The following is a 15530-nucleotide window of genomic DNA, read 5'->3' on the forward strand; positions in this document are numbered from 1 at the left end:
AACGATCGCCCCGACCGCTTGCACGACGCGTACGTCGCGCTTGCGTCACCTTTCATGTGCCGCGTGGTGTCACCTCGTGCGTGGTGTCACCTCTTGCTGGGTGTCACAGTGGCAGCGAGGTCTCCGTCAGGCCGACGCCACCGGTCCCGCGCAACTTCCTGAACCATTCGGTGCCGAAGGCGGTGGTGAGTTGTTCGATGGGCATCTGCAGAAACGGACCGAAATCGCCGACCTGGGTCTCGTGTGCTTCCATGGCGGCCCGCTTCGCCGCGATCACGCTGGACACGTCGACCACCGTGGTGATCTCGGTTTCCGGCAGTCCGAACGTCTCCATGTCCGGCGGTGACGCCTCCTCGCCCCAGTGGGGATTTGCCTCCATCAGTCGGCGCATGTGATCGCGGTTGGTCGTGGTTTCGTACACGTACCTGGTCTCGGCGATCTCGGTGGCGCGCTTGCCGACCACGTGCACCTGGATGTGGTCCGGGTGGCCGTATCCACCGTTCGGGTCGTAGATGGTGACGACGTCGGCCTGCTCTTCGAGCAGCACGTCGGCCAATCGCCCAGCCGCGGTGTCGACGTCGACGTTGCAGAAGGCCTCCGGATTGGCATTTTCCGGAGTGCCCGCCATGCCGGAATCGGCGTAGTGCAACCGAACGATGCGGTCCACTCCCAGGACGGCGGCCGAACGATCCAGCTCGATGCGTCGGCGCTCTGCCAGTGTCTCGCCGTCGGTGAGGATTCCGTCCGGAAACTCTCCGAGGGCACCGTCGGTTGCCGTGACGAGTACGACGCGATGGCCGGCATCGGCAGCCAGACGCATCACCCCGCCGGTGCCGAACACTTCGTCGTCGGGATGTGCATGGAAGCAGACCAGAACACTCATGCGTTGAATGCTTGCACGTCGAAGTGGGTGCAGCCCAGTCGGCGGGCCAATACGATCGTCGGGTGACCACACAGCGGTCGGCCGCGATACGTTCGTACTGGCGGGATTCACGAGCGGATCGGTACTGCCGCGCACTACATCCCGTGGGGATCTTCTTCGCGCTCGTGTTCTACGCACTGTCGATGACTCCGTCCCTGCTGCCCCGTGCGTGGTACCTGCAGGCGGTGGCCACCGGTATCAGTGTCGCGATCGGTTACGGCGTGGGATGCCTCATTGCCTGGGTGATCCGGCTCTGCGGAGTGTCACCGGACTGGTCGCAGCAGTGGCGTCGACGTGGGTGGTGGGCGCTGGCCGTGGCTGCAGTGGTGGTGATTCCGCTGTTCCTGATCCTCGGATCCTGGTGGCAGCAGATCGTCCGCAAGCTGGTCGGCGTGGAAGACCCCGGCCGGCCGCTGTACGTCGCGGTGCTGCTGCTCTCGTTGGTGGTGGCCGTGGCCGTGCTTGCTCTCGGCCGCCTGCTGCGCAGAGCGACTCGGGCACTGACGCGCTGGGGAAAGCAGTACGTACCGAGGCCGGTGGCGAGGATCGCCAGCGTGATCGTGGTTGCGCTGCTGGTGGTCTTCGCTGTCAATGGCGCATTGATTCGGGGAATTGTGGCCGTCGCGGAGAAGTCCGCATCGACTGCCGATCGCGGCAACCACGATGGGGTGGAAAAGCCTACGGCCGCCGAACTTTCGGGTTCGGATGCCTCGAACGAGGAATGGGATTCGCTGGGGCAGGAGGGTCGACGGTTCGTCGTCTCGGGAGCATCGCCCGACGAGATCAGCGACTTCACCGGAAGACCTGCAGTGCAACCGATCCGCGCGTACGCCGGAGTCGAGTCGGCCGACACCGTCGAAGGCGTCGCAGAGCGCGTGGTGGCCGAACTCGAACGTACCGGCGCATTCTCGCGGGCCGTGCTCGGTGTAGCGACCACCACCGGACGTGGGTGGGTCAACGAATCCGTGGCCGGCCCCCTCGAGTATCTGTACGACGGTAATTCGGCAATTGCGTCCATGCAGTACTCGTTCCTGCCGAGCCCGATGGCATTTCTGGCCGACCGCCAGACCCCGCAGGATGCCGGACGAGCCCTCTTCGAGGCGATCTACGCGGTATGGAGCGAACTTCCGGAAGATTCACGACCCAAGTTGGTGCTGTTCGGCGAGAGCCTCGGTGCCTACGGCGGGCAGGATGCATTCAGCGGTGCCCAGGACATGATCGCGCGCATCGACGGTGCCCTGTGGGTCGGCAACCCGAACTTCACACCTCAATGGGCCCGCATAACCGGTGGACGCGACGCCGGTTCCCGCGAGATCCTACCTGTCATCGACAGCGGCGAACACGTCCGTTTCGCCGGGTCTTCCGGTGATCTCGACATCGGCGGACCGTGGGAGGAGCCGCGAATCGTCTACTGGCAGCATGCATCCGACCCCATAGTGTGGTGGTCACCCGATCTGATCCTGGGCCGACCCGATTGGCTGAACGAACCGCGTGGCACCGACGTCGACCCTGGAGTGCAGTGGTTCCCGTTCGTCACGTTCTGGCAGTTGACTTTCGATCAGGTCTTCTCCACCGACGTCGACGACGGTCACGGCCACAGCTACGGAGCCGACGCGGTGCGGATGTGGGCCGACATCCTCGATCCGCCCGGCTGGACGGACGCAGACGTGGAGCGACTCTACGAGAAAATGGCGGGTTGAGCTGATCGTCCGCTGCCGCTGCCGCTGCCTCTGCCCCGGCCCCTGATCGAGCGCAAACGCGCGCGCGTTTGCCAGACGCGCGCGAGTTCGCTACCTCGGCAACATCTATTTCGCGCGCACCTGGCGAATGCGCTCGCGTTCGTGCGTGAGACAGTGACTCATGTCGCCCAACGATGAGCCCTGTTCAGACACCGACCTGTCGACAGTTCTCGAGCTCGAGCGAGAGTTGCAGACCCCAGAATGTCGACGCAACCGCGGGCGGCTGGTCAGTCTGCTCGCCGACGACTTCACCGAAGTGGGCGCCTCGGGCGCGGTGTGGGACAAGGCGTCGATCCTCGACCTACTGAGCAGCGAAGATTCCGTCGAGATCGAGGTGCTCGAACTGAGTGGGCGAGCAATCGGCACGGATTTCGCTCTGGTGCACTGGATTTCGATACGGTCGGGTATGCGAGCGCGTCGAACATCGCTGTGGCGTCGCATCGAATCGGGATGGGAATTGGTGCACCATCAAGGCACGCCGCTGAACTGACCGCCGCAAACGCGCTCGCGTTTGCCGAACGAGCCGAGCAGCGGCCCGCTCAGCGCTTCCCCAGCGCAGCCCGCAATTCTGCTCGGTTCAGTTTTCCCGGGCCTCGGGTCGGCAGTGATTCGACCAGAAACAATTCACGTGGCGCGGCCGTGATGTCCAACGTCGATGCGACGTGAGAGCGTAACTCCGCCAACGTGACCTGCGCTGAGGCGACCACCGCGACCACCACTTTCTGGCCGAGGCGCTCGTCCGGTAATCCGACGACCGCGCACTCTCGGACTGCGGGATGCGTGGCCAGCGCCGCTTCGACGACCTGCGGTACGACGGTCAAGCCACCCGTCGAGATGGCCTCGTCGAGTCGGCCGGTAATGCTCAATACCCCGTCGACCATTGTTCCCGCGTCGTCCGTGCGGAACCATCCCGGCTCGGCGAACGCCGGGTGATCGGGTAACCCGCGATATCCCGAGGCCAGGGTTCTTCCGCCCAACACGACCCTGCCCTCGTCGACGCGCACCACCGTGTTGCGTAACGGAACTCCGTCGTACACGCAGCCGCCTGCGGTTTCGCTCATGCCGTACGTCCGAACCAAGCGGATCCCTGCTGCATGTGCTTTCTCCCGCAACGGAATCGGCGTTGCCGCCCCGCCCAGTAACACGGCATCGAGCGAGGCCAACGCAGCCACGGCCTCGGGGTTCTCGAATGCCTTCACCAACTGGCCGGGAACCAGGGACGTGTAGCGCAGGGGACCCGGCATTCGGCCCACCGACTCGATCAGGGCGACCGGGTCGAAGCCGTGGGAGACATCCATGATCACCGGCGAGGTTCCGGCGAGCACGCTGCGCAGCAAGACCTGCATCCCGGCGATGTGGTGTGCGGGCAGCGCCAGCAGCCACGAGCCGGGCCCACCGAGCCGCTCCTCGGTGGCCGTCGCCGACGCGACCAGAGCGGATGCAGACAGCATGGCGCCCTTGGGTATTCCCGTTGTGCCCGACGTTGCGACGACCAGTGCGACGCCGTCGTCGATAGGAGTGCCGGGTGCCAGGGCGTCGTGCAGGCGTCGGATCTCGCGTGGATCGTCGGCGGGGACGGGAAGGATGGCCGGGCCGTCGCCGGCCAGCACACGGCTCAGCCGCGGCAGGATGTCTGCCGCGGCCGGTCCGGTCGGTATGGGGACGCTCTCGAGCACACGTGCGAGGTTAGTCCTCGCGGCGGAGCGTGAACGGGTCGGCCAGTGGCCAGCCACCGGCGGCGAGGTTCGCGCGTACCCGGTTGACGTCCTCTTCCCGGGGCATCTCGTTGGTGACCTTGGTGATGGTGACGGAAATACCTGCTTTGTCGGCAGGCAGCTGGCCGTCGGCGATGAGGGCATCCATCACCGACTGCACTTCGTCGTCGGACAGTCGCCGATTCAGAAGAGCAAGGAGGGGAACGTAATCCGCTTCGGGTACCCCGTCGGGATACCCACCGCGAAGCCACCCGACGATCGAGTGGAGGAACGACGGGACCGACATGGACTTACAGGGCCGCCGGATCCGCGAGCGGCCAACCACCGGCCGCCAGCCGCGCCGAGACACGAGAGATGTCCTCGGCCGTCGGCTCGGCGTCGATCTGTTCGCGGATGTACGTCGCGATCTCGTCGTGCGAGATGGCACCGTCGTCGAGTGCGCCGTTGGCGGGAGAGACCAGTTCGAGAACGATCTCCTGCACCTGAACGTCGGTGAGTGCGGCGCGGCGCAGGAGCGCAACGAGCGGGAAGCGGTCCTTGGGCGGAACGCCCTCGGGATATCCGGCTCGGAGCCATTCGAGCACCGAGGCCGGAAATGCGGTCTTGGTGGAGTCGGTCATGAGAGCTGTACCCCTTCTCGGGTGTCAGAAGACGGAGATGCCGAATGTGCTGTCGAGGAAGTTCTTCATGATGAAGAGGATTCCGGCCACGATCGCGACGACGACCACTGCGAAACAGAGGACGGCCGCGGCAGTGGCGACGGCCGGGCGGGCCACCCGGGTGGTGCCTGCGGCGGTGGCCTCGTCCGAGGGCTCACCGACCGAGAGTGCCTTGAGTCCGAAAGCGAAGATCGCGGGCAGTCCGGCACCGAGCAGGAGTCCGACGAGAACTACCTGCCAGAGCGAATCGAGCGTGTGCTTGAGGGTTTCCATGGTGTCTTCAGACCTTCGCGGGGGAGTCGGCTTCGGTGGCGGCGGGAACGAGTCCGCCGTCCCACTCGGCGTTCACGTTGTCCGGATCGACGGGTTCGCGGCGCGAGCGGATGTACATGACAGTGGCCAGGCCGACGAGGATGGCGAAGACCACGAGGATGCCGGGCAGACCGCCGATCGTGTGTGCGAGCAGCCAGCATGCGGCACCGACCACTCCGGCGAGCGGCAGGGTGATGACCCAGGCGACGGCCATGCGGCCTGCGACGTTCCATCGCACTGCGGCACCGGGCTTGCCGAGTCCCGATCCGAGGATCGAGCCGGTGGCAACCTGGGTGGTCGAGAGCGGGAGGCCGAGGTGGCTCGACGTCAGAATGATTGCTGCAGAGGATGATTCGGCGGCCATGCCCTGCGGAGATGCGATCTCGACCAGGCCCTTGCCCAGGGTGCGGATGACGCGCCAGCCGCCGAGGTAGGTGCCCAACGCGATGGCGAGTGCACAGGTGACCTTGACCCAGAGGGGCATCTCGGCATCGGGTGAGACGGTGCCGTAGGCAACGAGCGCCAGGAAGATCACGCCCATCGTCTTCTGGGCGTCGTTGGTGCCGTGCGCGAGCGAGACGAGCGAGGCCGAACCGATCTGGCCCCAGCGGAATCCGCGCTCCTTCGACTTCTCGGGAACTGCGTCGGTGATGCGGTAGATGATCCAGGTTCCGACGGTGGCCACGAGTCCGGCGACGATGGGGGCGAGCACGGCGGGCAACACGATCTTGCTCCACACCCCGTCCCATACGACACCGCTGGTTCCCAGCCCCGCCATGGTGGCACCGATGAGGCCGCCGAACAGTGCGTGCGAGCTGCTCGACGGGATGCCGAGCAGCCAGGTGGCGAGGTTCCACAGGATGCCGCCGACGAGGCCGGCGAAGATGATGGTCAGCAGGGCTTGGCCGCCGGTGTCGCCGAGGTTGACGATGCCTTTCGCGACGGTGGCAGCCACCTCTACGGACAGGAAGGCGCCGACCAGGTTGAGGACGGCAGACAGGGTGACCGCGACTTTGGGCTTCAGTGCCCCCGTCGCGATCGACGTCGCCATGGCGTTGGCGGTGTCGTGGAAACCGTTGGTGAAGTCGAAGGCCAATGCCGTCACGACCACCACGAGAAGTACGAGGAATTCAGCGCTCACGGTGGAAAGTGTGGGACATGAACGTTGTTTCGCGGAAATTTCTTGCGAAGTGTTCTTCTTGGGCGCTGTGAAGTCGTCCGCAGTTCACCTCCCGTTCACCTTTTTGCCTTATATGTCCAATTTTGCTGTGTCGCAGCACACGGCGGTCGTGGCCTCGAACCGAGCCGTTGTGGAACAGTGGAAACCGTGAAGGGATCGAGCATGGACGACGCGGTGTCGGCCGCTCTGTCGTATTTCGATTCCGTCGATCCCGCGCTCGCTGCCGATGCGCGTCTGGGGTGGGACGGTCTGGTCGGCGTGTCTCCGCCTGCGGGCCCGACTCAACATTCTGTGCAGTCCTTTCTCTGGGTCTATCTGCGGCACGCCGCGGAGGGTCCCGATCGCGGCGTCGACATCGCTCGCGCGCTCGGCGAGTTGCTCGACCGCCTCGGCCGCGTCGGATATGCGGACATCGCGCGCAGCGCGGTCACCGAGGAGCTCGTCCGAACACCCGACGACGCGGCCTGGTTGCAGAAGTACCGCGCGGCCACCGATCAGTCGGGCATCGGTGCCCTCGACACAGAACTGGTCACCTGGCAGGACGCCCCCACCGGCATCGAGCGGGTCATCGTCGAAAAGATCGGCGAGACACTGGAAGTGGCGACCATCGCCGGCGAGTTCGAACCGTCGAGGCCGGGTGGTAGACCACTCGGTGCCAACGCGCGGGCCATGCGGCGACGCGGCGTCACCGACGCGGTGTTGACCTCCGATCGCGGGAGGGACCACTCCGAGGCCGTTCTGCTGGAGCAACTGCTCGACCACCGCATCGAACTCTGGAGTGGTTACAGCGCACCGCGGGCAGAGCTCTATCTGGGGCTGCGCGACGCGCTGCACGATGCCGTCGAGCCGATGTACGGCTGCGTTCGCAGGCTGGAGACCTTCATCGGATGCATCGGTGACGGTGTCGCCTTGACCGATGCCGGCTACTTGCCCGACGAGTTGGTGGCAACCATCGCGAACACCGTTTTTCCTCCGAACGAGCGTCCCTCCCGTATCGGTCGTGAACTCGACACGGAGAAGATTCTCGTGCTCCGACGCCTGCTCATGCGGGTGCGTCTGCTGCGTCGATCCGCCGGACGGTTGGTGCCCACCGCCCGCACCCGGCAGCTCAGCTCCGACGGGCTGTGGCGTGTGCTCACCGGCGGCATCGTCGGCACTGGATATCACCCGGACACGATCGCCGCGGAGGTGATTCTTGCTCGCATGATCGTCGGTCAGGACGTCTCTGACGTGGAGACGAGCGCCGACGACCTGGCGCGACTGTTGCGTGCCGAAGGATGGACCCATGCAGGCGAGGCTCCGTCTCCCGAGCATGCCGAACCCCTGGCCAGGACCTTGGTGGCCGAGCTGAGCGCACTCGGAGCAGTCGAGTTCTCGGAAGGCGATCGTACGTCCGGATCGCACACTGCCGGATCGGTCGCGACCGAAGAAGGCAAGCGGCTCGCAGCTGCGGTACTGCGGCACCGTCTTCTTCACACGCGCTATCCGTCGTTGTGACCACTCCGAGTTGGGCTATCGGTCGAATCTGCCGAACTCGCCCGGTTAAGCTCACGTGGATCCGGTTCCAGAACGGGCCCGGTCTTGGGTGAGGAGATGCCGGTGGACGGTGAGGTCGCGGACACCGCGCGCTCCCAGTCTCGCCGACAGAGCGACTCCGCTCGTCGATATCTCGATTTCGAGGCGACCACTCCAGCGTTGCGTTCGACGGTCGAATTCGCCGCTCGCAGCGTCGGATTCGCCATCGCCCAGCTCAACGTGCTCGACGAAGACACTCAGTACACGCTGGTCAACGTGGGCGGGCCGCCGGTGTCCACCGTCGACCGAGCCGACACGCTGTGCGACGACGTGGTGCGAACCGGGGACCCCGCAGTCGTCGCGCTCGGGCGCGTGCACGCCACCACCCGGCAGCGCGCCATCCTCGACGACAACGGCATCGCGTCCTACGCCTCCGTTCCGTTGCGCGGTCGAGAAGGTCTGGTCATCGGCACCCTGTGCCTGCTCGATCGCACGCCGCGATCACTCTCGGGTGAGCAGATGCAGGAACTCGAACAGTTCGCGTCGGTGCTCGAGGAGCAACTCGATCTGCATCGCCGCGTCGGATCCGGCGTCATCCGCTTGGGCAGCGACAACGACATCGCCGACTCCATTGCCGACGGTCACATCGTGCCCTGGTTCCAGTCGATCGTGGATCTGCGGACCGAGGAGATCGTCGGCTTCGAGGCGTTGGCGCGCTGGCACCACCCCACCCGTGGGATGGTGGTACCGGCGGATTTCGTCCCGTTCGCCGAGGCCAGCGAACTGATCATCGACGTCGACCTCAGTGTGCTCACCCAGGCCGCCGCCGAGATGAAGAAGTGGCACGTCCACCGTCCCGACCTTCGGCTGACAGTCAACATTTCCGGACGCCACCTCGCCCACCCCGACGGCGTCAGCCACCTCGAACGCGCCATCGCGTCGTCCGGAGTGTCCCCGTCGTCGATCTCGCTCGAACTCACCGAAACCACCGCTGTGACACCGGGCCCGTTGCTGCGCCGGCACATCGACGACGTGCATCGGCTGGGCTTCCGGGTGCTGCTCGACGATTTCGGTTCGGGCTGGTCCTCGCTCGAACGGTTGGTGACATTGCAGCCCGACGGCATCAAAATCGACGGTCACCTGACACGGTTCGTCGATACCGTCGCCGGACGGGCGATGATCAGGTCGCTGGCCGGAGTCGCGAAGGACCTCGATCTGACGATGATCGTCGAAGGCATCGAAAGCCGCGAACAGGCCGACGCTGCACTCGAACTCGGGTGCACCCTGGCACAGGGGTACCTGTGGTCGCGGCCGCAGTCGGCGCAGTCGGTTCTTCGTACGATCGCCGACAGCGTGGGCAGCGGTTAGCGGTTGTCTCGTCGTAGCGGGTGATCCTGCGGGATCTGCACCAGCACGATTCGAATCCCGTCCGGATCCTCGATCCACATTTCGATCAGGCCCCACGGTTCCGTTCGCGCCTCGCGCACGATCGGAATCCCCGCTGATTCCAATTCCTCGGTCGCCGAATCGATGTCGCGTACTTGCAGCCACAGCGCGCCGGAGAACGTTCCTGGCTCGTCGCCGCGATGATGCGACGCGATCTCGAGCAAACCCTGGCCCACGAACAGCACCGTGCCGCCGGGATACTCCCGAAACACGGCAAGAGAGAGGCCATCGCGATAGAACTCGAGGGTCTTCCGATAGTCGGCCGGCTGCAGAATTGTCCGAGAAGCGAGGATGTCCACCCCGCATGGATACCACGCTCAGGTGTGGTCGTTCCGGATCATGGTCGTTCCGCGGGCTCCACTCGGCGGGTTCGGCTCACAGCACGCTCTTGATCACCCGATCGCCGCCCGCAGCCTTGGCCTCGTACATCATAGAGTCCGCCACCCGTGTTGCGCGCGTGACGATGTCGATGTCCTGATCCCACAGCGCCGAATCCCAGTACACGATGGCTGCCCCGATGCTGACGGTCACCGAGACGGAGTCGGCCGGGTCGCGTAGGGCTCGGCGCACTCCGTGGATCAGCGCGTCGATGTGCAATCGCGACGTCGACACCACGGCGAGGTACTCCTCACCGCCGGTGCGGGCGAGCACCCCGTACTCGCCGAGGTGGGATCCGAGCCGCTCGGCGACGCGCACGATGACCGCGTCTCCTTCCTCGTGCCCGTAGCGGTCGTTGACGGCTTTGAAGCGGTCGATGTCCACCACCAGCACGGCCACGCACCGATCCTGGTCCCGTCCGAGCAGCCACACGTCGTCCACGGCCGCATCGAGTCCGCGTCGATTGAGCAGTCCGGTGAGCGGATCGAGAAAGGAACTTCGAGCGTCCTCGGTCAGAACGGTCACCAGCAGGTGCGAGGTCAGCGGAACCCCGGCGATCGCCAACAGCACCACGTTGGTCCGGAAGATCAACGATGCGATGTCCACGTCGTCGGCAGCGTGGGTCGCCACTGCAGCCGCGACAGTGCACGCCACTGCGAAGAACAAATGGGCCACCAGCCAGCGCGGGCTGAGGAAGAACGTGCAGAAGGTGCCGATCACGGCGAACAGTGCGCACGTGAGAATGGCGTCCACGATCGGGTTGATCAGGAGCGCGGACGCTGTGCCCAGGTCGGCGAACACGGCGAAGGCCACCACCCCCAATCGGCCGGGGAACGGCCTGGTGATCCACGCCGCCGCAACCACCACGACCAGGACGAGCAAGACGGCTTTCCAGCCGATCGCGACGACGCTCCGCGAGGTGCCGACGGAAAAGAGAGACACCACCGCAAGAGCGCCGTAGTTCAGCGTCAGGACGGCCATCACCCAGCGGATGAGTCGTCCGGTGGGACGCGAGTTCTGAAAATCCGCCATCCAGGCGTAGTCGAACGGCTGCAGAAACCAACGCACGAGTGCGTTCCGAGAGCCGCCTGGGGAGTTCACGAGCGGGTCAGAAATAACGAGGGAACGGTGACCAGTCGGGCTCGCGCTTCTCCAGGAACGAATCGCGCCCCTCCACGGCCTCGTCCGTCATGTACGCCAGGCGAGTCGCTTCACCGGCGAACAACTGCTGGCCCACCAGGCCGTCGTCCTGCAGGTTGAACGCATACTTGAGCATCCGTTGCGCCTGGGGGGACTTCGCGTTGATCTTCGCGGCCCACTCGATGGCCGTGTTCTCGAGCTCGGCGTGATCGACCACCTTGTTCACCGCGCCCATGCGGTGCATCTCCTCGGCCGAGTACGTCTCGCCGAGGAAGAATATCTCTCGGGCGAACTTCTGACCGACCATCTTGGCCAGGTACGCGCTGCCGTAGCCACCGTCGAAGCTGCCGACATCGGCGTCGGTCTGCTTGAACCGAGCATGCTCGCGGCTCGCCAGCGTCAGATCGCACACCACGTGCAGGCTGTGGCCCCCGCCCGCTGCCCAGCCGTTGACCAGACAGATGACGACCTTGGGCATGAATCTGATCAACCGCTGTACTTCCAGGATGTGCAGGCGGCCGGCGCGAGCCTTGTCGACCGTCTCGGCCGTTTCACCGTCCGCATACTGGTAACCACTTCGTCCACGAATGCGCTGATCGCCGCCGGAGCAGAAGGCCCAGCCGCCGTCCTTGCTGCTCGGCCCGTTTCCGGTGAGCAGCACTGTTCCCACGTCGGAGCTCACCCGTGCGTGCTCGAGCGCGCGGTAGAGCTCGTCGACAGTGTGCGGCCGAAACGCGTTTCGAATCTCGGGACGATCGAACGCAACTCGCACGGTCGCATCCGACACGTGCCGGTGATACGTGATGTCGGTCAGATCTTCGAAACCGGGAACGGGGAGCCACAGCTCGGGAGTGAAGGTCACGGGCGTCAGCTTAACGGTGGCCGGGGTTGCATCCGTGCCGACCGGTCGGTGCAGCTAGCGTGCAGTCATGACCGATCCGAAGCAGCTCGACCGCGATTACGACCATCACGGAGGCTTCCCGCGTTTCGTGCCGGCGAAGGTGGGCCCGGAATACGGGCAGCTGCTCGAGGCCTTGCGCACGGTGCAGGACCTCGCGGTGTCCACCTCGCTGCCTGCCGAGGTCGCCGAGACAGCCGCAGGCAAGGCCCGAGAACTGATCGAACTATTGACGCCGCACGTGGTGGCCGAGGGCCGTCAGACGGCCGGGCGAGTTCCGCGTCTGCCGGGCCGAGGCTCGCTGTTGCTGATGCCCTGGATCATCGAAAAGATCGACGCCGACGGCGTCCGCAGCCGGGGCATGTTCCGGCGTTTCCATCTCGGTGGTAACTCCGCCGCGCACGGCGGCACGCTGCCCCTGCTGTTCGACGACCTCTTCGGCCTGATCCAGCACGCCTACGGCAGGCCCATCAGCCGGACGGCGTACCTGCACATCAACTACCGCAAGGTGACGCCGCTGAACACCGAGCTGGTCGTCGAGGGTGCAGTGGACAGGGTGGAGGGGCGTAAGACGTTCATCAGCGCTCGGCTCACCGATCTGGACGGCAACCTGTTGGCCGACTGTGAGGCGTTGATGGTGCAGTTGCTTCCGGGGCAGCAATGATCCCGGCGGTCGACGATCTGCTCGACGGCGCACACGTGCTCTCGATGCCGATGCGGACGAAATTCCGCGGCATCACCACCCGCGAGGTGATGTTGATTCAGGGGCCCGCCGGATGGGGTGAGTTCTCGCCGTTCACCGAGTACGACGACGGCGAATCGGCTCCGTGGTTGGCGTCGGCGATCGAGGCTGCGTGGGAGGGCCCGCCGAGCCCACTGCGTCGACGCATCCCGGTGAACGCGACGGTTCCTGCGGTGCCTGCCTCCGAGGTGGCGTCGGTGCTGAGTCGGTCTCCCGGGGCCGAGACGGCGAAGGTGAAGGTGGCCGAGAAAGGGCAGACCCTCGCCGACGACGTCGCTCGCGTCCGTGCAGTGCGCGAGCTGGTGCCGCGGGTCCGAATCGACGCCAACGGCGGCTGGACCGTCGACGAGGCGGTGACGGCGCTGGCGGCCCTGACAGCCGACGGTCCGCTCGAGTACGCCGAGCAACCGTGTGCCACCGTTGCCGAGCTCGTCGAACTGCGGCGTCGAACACCGGGGATACGGGTGGCCGCCGACGAGAGCATCCGCCGAGCCGAGGACCCGATGAAGGTCGTGCGGGCAGGCGGAGCCGACATCGCGGTGCTGAAGGTCGCTCCGCTGGGCGGGATGCGGGCGGTGCTCGAACTGGCCGGCGAACTGGGGGAGTACGGCGTGCCGGTGGTGGTGTCGAGTGCGCTCGATTCCGCGGTCGGTATCTCGGCCGGGTTGGCCGCAGCCGCTGCGCTGCCGCATCTCGAATTCGCGTGCGGATTGGGGACGGGCAGCCTGTTCGTCCGTGACGTCGCCCCGGCACCGGACGTGGTCGACGGAACGTATCCGGTGCGCAGCGCCGAACCGGATGCGCAGGCCTTGATCGAACTCGGTGCCGACGCCGAGCGCACGCAGTGGTGGATCGATCGAGTTCGGCGCTGCCACGCCCTTCTGCGGTAGTCTTGCGCCCGGTCCGCGTTGGGCCGCTACACATCTGGGAGGAACTTCGAAGTGGTTGCTGCACTGAAGGATTCGCTGCTCGACGAGTCGAAGGCCGACGCGCTGCGCGTCGATGTCCTGGCGCTGATCGACGCCGAGGTTGCGGACAAGAAGGGCGCGAGCGGGCTCGCGGTCAAGGGGGGATACGGCGCAGTGAAGAAGGTCGGGCCGTCGTACATCGACAGCGCGGTCTCGGCTCTGTGGCCCGATTTCGTGGACAAGCTCGACCCGTTCTGGCAGTCGTACAACGCTGCGCCGCAGGGCACGTTCGGTGAGTACCTCGCCGCGAACGGCGACGCCGCCTCCGACGCATTGCTCTCGGTCACCGATGCGCGCATCGAGGAAACCGACAAGTCCGTCGTCAAGAAGTTCTACGGCAGCCTGCGTGGCTCGGCCAAGAAGAACGTCACCGAGGCACTGCCTCGGGTGGGTGACCTGGTCACCAAGCACGCCTGAGCGGCTTCGCCGCATGTGAGCGTGGAGCCCTCGGGTCGTTCCGCGGGCTCCACTCCCACCTCGTACCCTGCTACGAGTTTCTGCTCACATGCGCGTAGCGCTCAACCGCTCCCAATCGGCCTCGGTCTGATCTGCATACAGCCGCGCGAATCGGCCGAGAGCGACGTCGAGCTCATCGGAATCGCCCGTGTATCCCGAGATCATCGACGCGCCGCTGGTGCGGGCATGTCCCTTGGCCAGGAGGCGCCCCACCACCCGCGCGTAGTCCACCAGGGCCGGTGCATCGATCGACGAGAGATCGATCGTCCCCTTCATGTTGCGGAACTGCCGCACGTAGTACTGCCGGCCGGCGATAGTGGTCCAGCCCAGCAGTGGATCGCTCACCGTCTGCAGATCCTGTTGGTACTCCACGACTCGTTGTCCCTGATGGTCGTGCCACGCCGATTCGCCGTGCACGTACGGTGCGAGCACCGACCGTCTGGCCTGCTTGAGCTGCAGAAACACCACATCGTCCTCGCTGGTGCCCTCGAGTAGCGCGACGTACGCCCGAAGCCCGACACTGCCGACTCCGACGACGCGGTGCGCGACGTCGATCAACGTGTACCCCCCCAGCACCCGACGCCAATGCGGGGTGAGGGTGAGCAGGTATTCGTCCAGCCCGACGGCGAGGAGCTCTTCGTCCTTCGCCGAGATGCGTGTGGTGATCGGCGGCTCCTCGACGATCCTGCGCTTGCCCTCGTGCTCCTCGGTGAATCGAGGTAACACGCGGTCACTGGTGCGCCGACGCGCTTTCTTGGTGGCGCGCTTGATCTCCTTGCGCAACGATCCGGCGGTGGCGTCCCGTTGCAGTTTCTCTGCCGTCAGACGCTGGAACGAGCGCGACATCAGCGGCTCGTCCGCCAGCCTGGCCACCTCGATCCGATACGAGGACACACAGGCGGTGACGGCATCGCGGCACTGATCCTCGCTGCGTCCGTTCTGCCGCCCGGCCACCCAGATGCTCGCGGCGAGGCGTCGTAGATCCCACTCCCAGGCTCCCGGATGCGCTTCGTCGAAATCGTTGAGGTCGATGACGAGGTCACGTTCCGGCGAGGCGTAGAAGCCGAAATTGCCGAGGTGGGCGTCGCCGCTGATCACCGGGTTGATTCCGGTCGAGGGCAGCATCGCGACGTCCCGAGCCATGACGATCGCCGTTCCGCGCAAAAAACCGTAGGGGGATTCGACCATCCGCTCGAGGCGGGTGGGAATCAACCATTCGATGCGGCCCTGATGCGAGTATTCGATCTGCTTGACCGGGTCGGGGCGATCCGGCGGCGCTGTCCACTCCCCGAGCGAGGCGATCGGCACCTTCTCGCGCAGGCGTCGACCCAGCTCGTACCGCTCGGCCCGGGGGAGCGGCCGAGCGCGCAGTGATGCGTACGGTGCGCCGTCGACCCCTACCGAGTCGGTGACGACGGTGTGACCTTTTACGGAGCCGGACATGTGAGATCACACTAATC

At 65.7% G+C, this 15530-nt stretch carries 17 protein-coding genes; 7 read left to right on the forward strand and 10 right to left on the reverse strand.

From position 1 onward, the window contains the following. Window positions 1-103: 103 nt before the first annotated feature. Entirely contained in the window at window positions 104-883 is a 780-nt protein-coding gene (locus CH286_RS14410; protein WP_032401899.1) for a PIG-L family deacetylase, read from the reverse strand. Window positions 884-969: 86 nt separating this feature from the next. On the opposite strand from CH286_RS14410, the gene CH286_RS14415 reads away from it, so the two are divergent. After that, window positions 970-2622 carry an alpha/beta hydrolase gene (locus tag CH286_RS14415; RefSeq protein ID WP_441347125.1) on the forward strand — a complete coding sequence of 551 codons (1653 nt, stop codon included), beginning with the start codon at window positions 970-972 and terminating at the stop codon, window positions 2620-2622. Between the two features lie 160 nt (window positions 2623-2782). Next, window positions 2783-3151, forward strand: coding sequence for a nuclear transport factor 2 family protein (locus CH286_RS14420; protein WP_094609514.1), 369 nt, complete (start codon window positions 2783-2785; stop codon window positions 3149-3151). A 49-nt stretch (window positions 3152-3200) separates the two neighbouring features. On the opposite strand, the gene menE is transcribed toward CH286_RS14420, so the two are convergent. The 5 genes from menE to CH286_RS14445 are packed head-to-tail and all read right to left on the reverse strand — an operon-like array spanning window position 3201 to window position 6488. Then, a complete protein-coding gene (gene menE, locus CH286_RS14425) occupies window positions 3201-4337 on the reverse strand; it encodes an o-succinylbenzoate--CoA ligase (protein WP_094609515.1) in 1137 nt (378 codons plus the stop codon). 10 nt (window positions 4338-4347) lie between these two features. Beyond that, window positions 4348-4662 carry a DUF3349 domain-containing protein gene (locus CH286_RS14430; RefSeq protein ID WP_032380420.1) on the reverse strand — a complete coding sequence of 105 codons (315 nt, stop codon included), beginning with the start codon at window positions 4660-4662 and terminating at the stop codon, window positions 4348-4350. Between the two features lie 4 nt (window positions 4663-4666). Next, window positions 4667-4996, reverse strand: a complete 330-nt coding sequence (locus tag CH286_RS14435; protein ID WP_037153701.1) for a DUF3349 domain-containing protein — start codon at window positions 4994-4996, stop codon at window positions 4667-4669. Window positions 4997-5020: 24 nt separating this feature from the next. Next, window positions 5021-5308, reverse strand: coding sequence for a hypothetical protein (locus CH286_RS14440; RefSeq protein WP_032380422.1), 288 nt, complete (start codon window positions 5306-5308; stop codon window positions 5021-5023). A gap of 7 nt (window positions 5309-5315) precedes the next feature. Next, window positions 5316-6488: an inorganic phosphate transporter gene (locus tag CH286_RS14445; protein WP_032380423.1), complete on the reverse strand. Its 1173-nt coding sequence runs from the start codon at window positions 6486-6488 to the stop codon at window positions 5316-5318. Between the two features lie 186 nt (window positions 6489-6674). Between CH286_RS14445 and CH286_RS14450 the strand changes: the two genes are divergently transcribed. Beyond that, on the forward strand, window positions 6675-8024 hold the full coding sequence (locus CH286_RS14450) for a hypothetical protein (protein WP_037153889.1): 1350 nt from the start codon (window positions 6675-6677) through the stop codon (window positions 8022-8024). A 102-nt stretch (window positions 8025-8126) separates the two neighbouring features. Beyond that, window positions 8127-9410, forward strand: coding sequence for a sensor domain-containing phosphodiesterase (locus CH286_RS14455; protein WP_242459141.1), 1284 nt, complete (start codon window positions 8127-8129; stop codon window positions 9408-9410). On the opposite strand, the gene CH286_RS14460 is transcribed toward CH286_RS14455, so the two are convergent. The 3 genes from CH286_RS14460 to CH286_RS14470 form a co-directional block, all read right to left on the reverse strand. After that, window positions 9407-9787 (reverse strand): VOC family protein, encoded by a 381-nt coding sequence (locus tag CH286_RS14460; protein ID WP_094609516.1) that lies wholly within the window; start codon window positions 9785-9787, stop codon window positions 9407-9409. The genes CH286_RS14455 and CH286_RS14460 overlap by 4 nt on opposite strands. 76 nt (window positions 9788-9863) lie before the next feature. Continuing rightward, a complete protein-coding gene (locus tag CH286_RS14465; RefSeq protein WP_255182657.1) occupies window positions 9864-10934 on the reverse strand; it encodes a GGDEF domain-containing protein in 1071 nt (356 codons plus the stop codon). A 40-nt stretch (window positions 10935-10974) separates the two neighbouring features. After that, window positions 10975-11868 carry a 1,4-dihydroxy-2-naphthoyl-CoA synthase gene (locus tag CH286_RS14470; RefSeq protein WP_032401906.1) on the reverse strand — a complete coding sequence of 298 codons (894 nt, stop codon included), beginning with the start codon at window positions 11866-11868 and terminating at the stop codon, window positions 10975-10977. Window positions 11869-11935: 67 nt separating this feature from the next. Here CH286_RS14470 and CH286_RS14475 point away from each other — a divergent pair, with 67 nt between their 5' ends. The 3 genes from CH286_RS14475 to CH286_RS14485 are packed head-to-tail and all read left to right on the forward strand — an operon-like array spanning window position 11936 to window position 14031. Then, window positions 11936-12568 (forward strand): PaaI family thioesterase, encoded by a 633-nt coding sequence (locus CH286_RS14475; protein ID WP_032401907.1) that lies wholly within the window; start codon window positions 11936-11938, stop codon window positions 12566-12568. Further along, window positions 12565-13536: an o-succinylbenzoate synthase gene (locus CH286_RS14480; protein WP_094609517.1), complete on the forward strand. Its 972-nt coding sequence runs from the start codon at window positions 12565-12567 to the stop codon at window positions 13534-13536. Before CH286_RS14475 ends, CH286_RS14480 begins: the two co-directional genes overlap by 4 nt. A 51-nt stretch (window positions 13537-13587) precedes the next feature. Next, the gene (locus CH286_RS14485) at window positions 13588-14031 is read left to right on the forward strand and encodes a DUF6918 family protein (RefSeq protein ID WP_032380429.1); all 444 of its coding nucleotides are present in this window, start codon (window positions 13588-13590) and stop codon (window positions 14029-14031) included. A gap of 84 nt (window positions 14032-14115) precedes the next feature. On the opposite strand, the gene CH286_RS14490 is transcribed toward CH286_RS14485, so the two are convergent. Then, window positions 14116-15513, reverse strand: a complete 1398-nt coding sequence (locus CH286_RS14490) for a DUF2252 domain-containing protein (RefSeq protein ID WP_032380430.1) — start codon at window positions 15511-15513, stop codon at window positions 14116-14118. Window positions 15514-15530 lie beyond the last annotated feature (17 nt).

The sequence above is a fragment of the Rhodococcus sp. WWJCD1 genome (genome assembly GCF_002258735.1).
Lineage (GTDB): Bacteria > Actinomycetota > Actinomycetes > Mycobacteriales > Mycobacteriaceae > Rhodococcoides.

What these genes read in the sequence shown, in the direction of transcription:
- CH286_RS14410 (WP_032401899.1), bottom strand. Translation starts at nt 883, where the DNA reads ATGAGTGTTCTGGTCTGCTTCCATGCACATCCCGACGACGAAGTGTTC.
- CH286_RS14420 (WP_094609514.1), top strand. Translation starts at nt 2,783, where the DNA reads ATGTCGCCCAACGATGAGCCCTGTTCAGACACCGACCTGTCGACAGTT.
- CH286_RS14430 (WP_032380420.1), bottom strand. Translation starts at nt 4,662, where the DNA reads ATGTCGGTCCCGTCGTTCCTCCACTCGATCGTCGGGTGGCTTCGCGGT.
- CH286_RS14435 (WP_037153701.1), bottom strand. Translation starts at nt 4,996, where the DNA reads ATGACCGACTCCACCAAGACCGCATTTCCGGCCTCGGTGCTCGAATGG.
- CH286_RS14440 (WP_032380422.1), bottom strand. Translation starts at nt 5,308, where the DNA reads ATGGAAACCCTCAAGCACACGCTCGATTCGCTCTGGCAGGTAGTTCTC.
- CH286_RS14475 (WP_032401907.1), top strand. Translation starts at nt 11,936, where the DNA reads ATGACCGATCCGAAGCAGCTCGACCGCGATTACGACCATCACGGAGGC.
- CH286_RS14480 (WP_094609517.1), top strand. Translation starts at nt 12,565, where the DNA reads ATGATCCCGGCGGTCGACGATCTGCTCGACGGCGCACACGTGCTCTCG.
- CH286_RS14490 (WP_032380430.1), bottom strand. Translation starts at nt 15,513, where the DNA reads ATGTCCGGCTCCGTAAAAGGTCACACCGTCGTCACCGACTCGGTAGGG.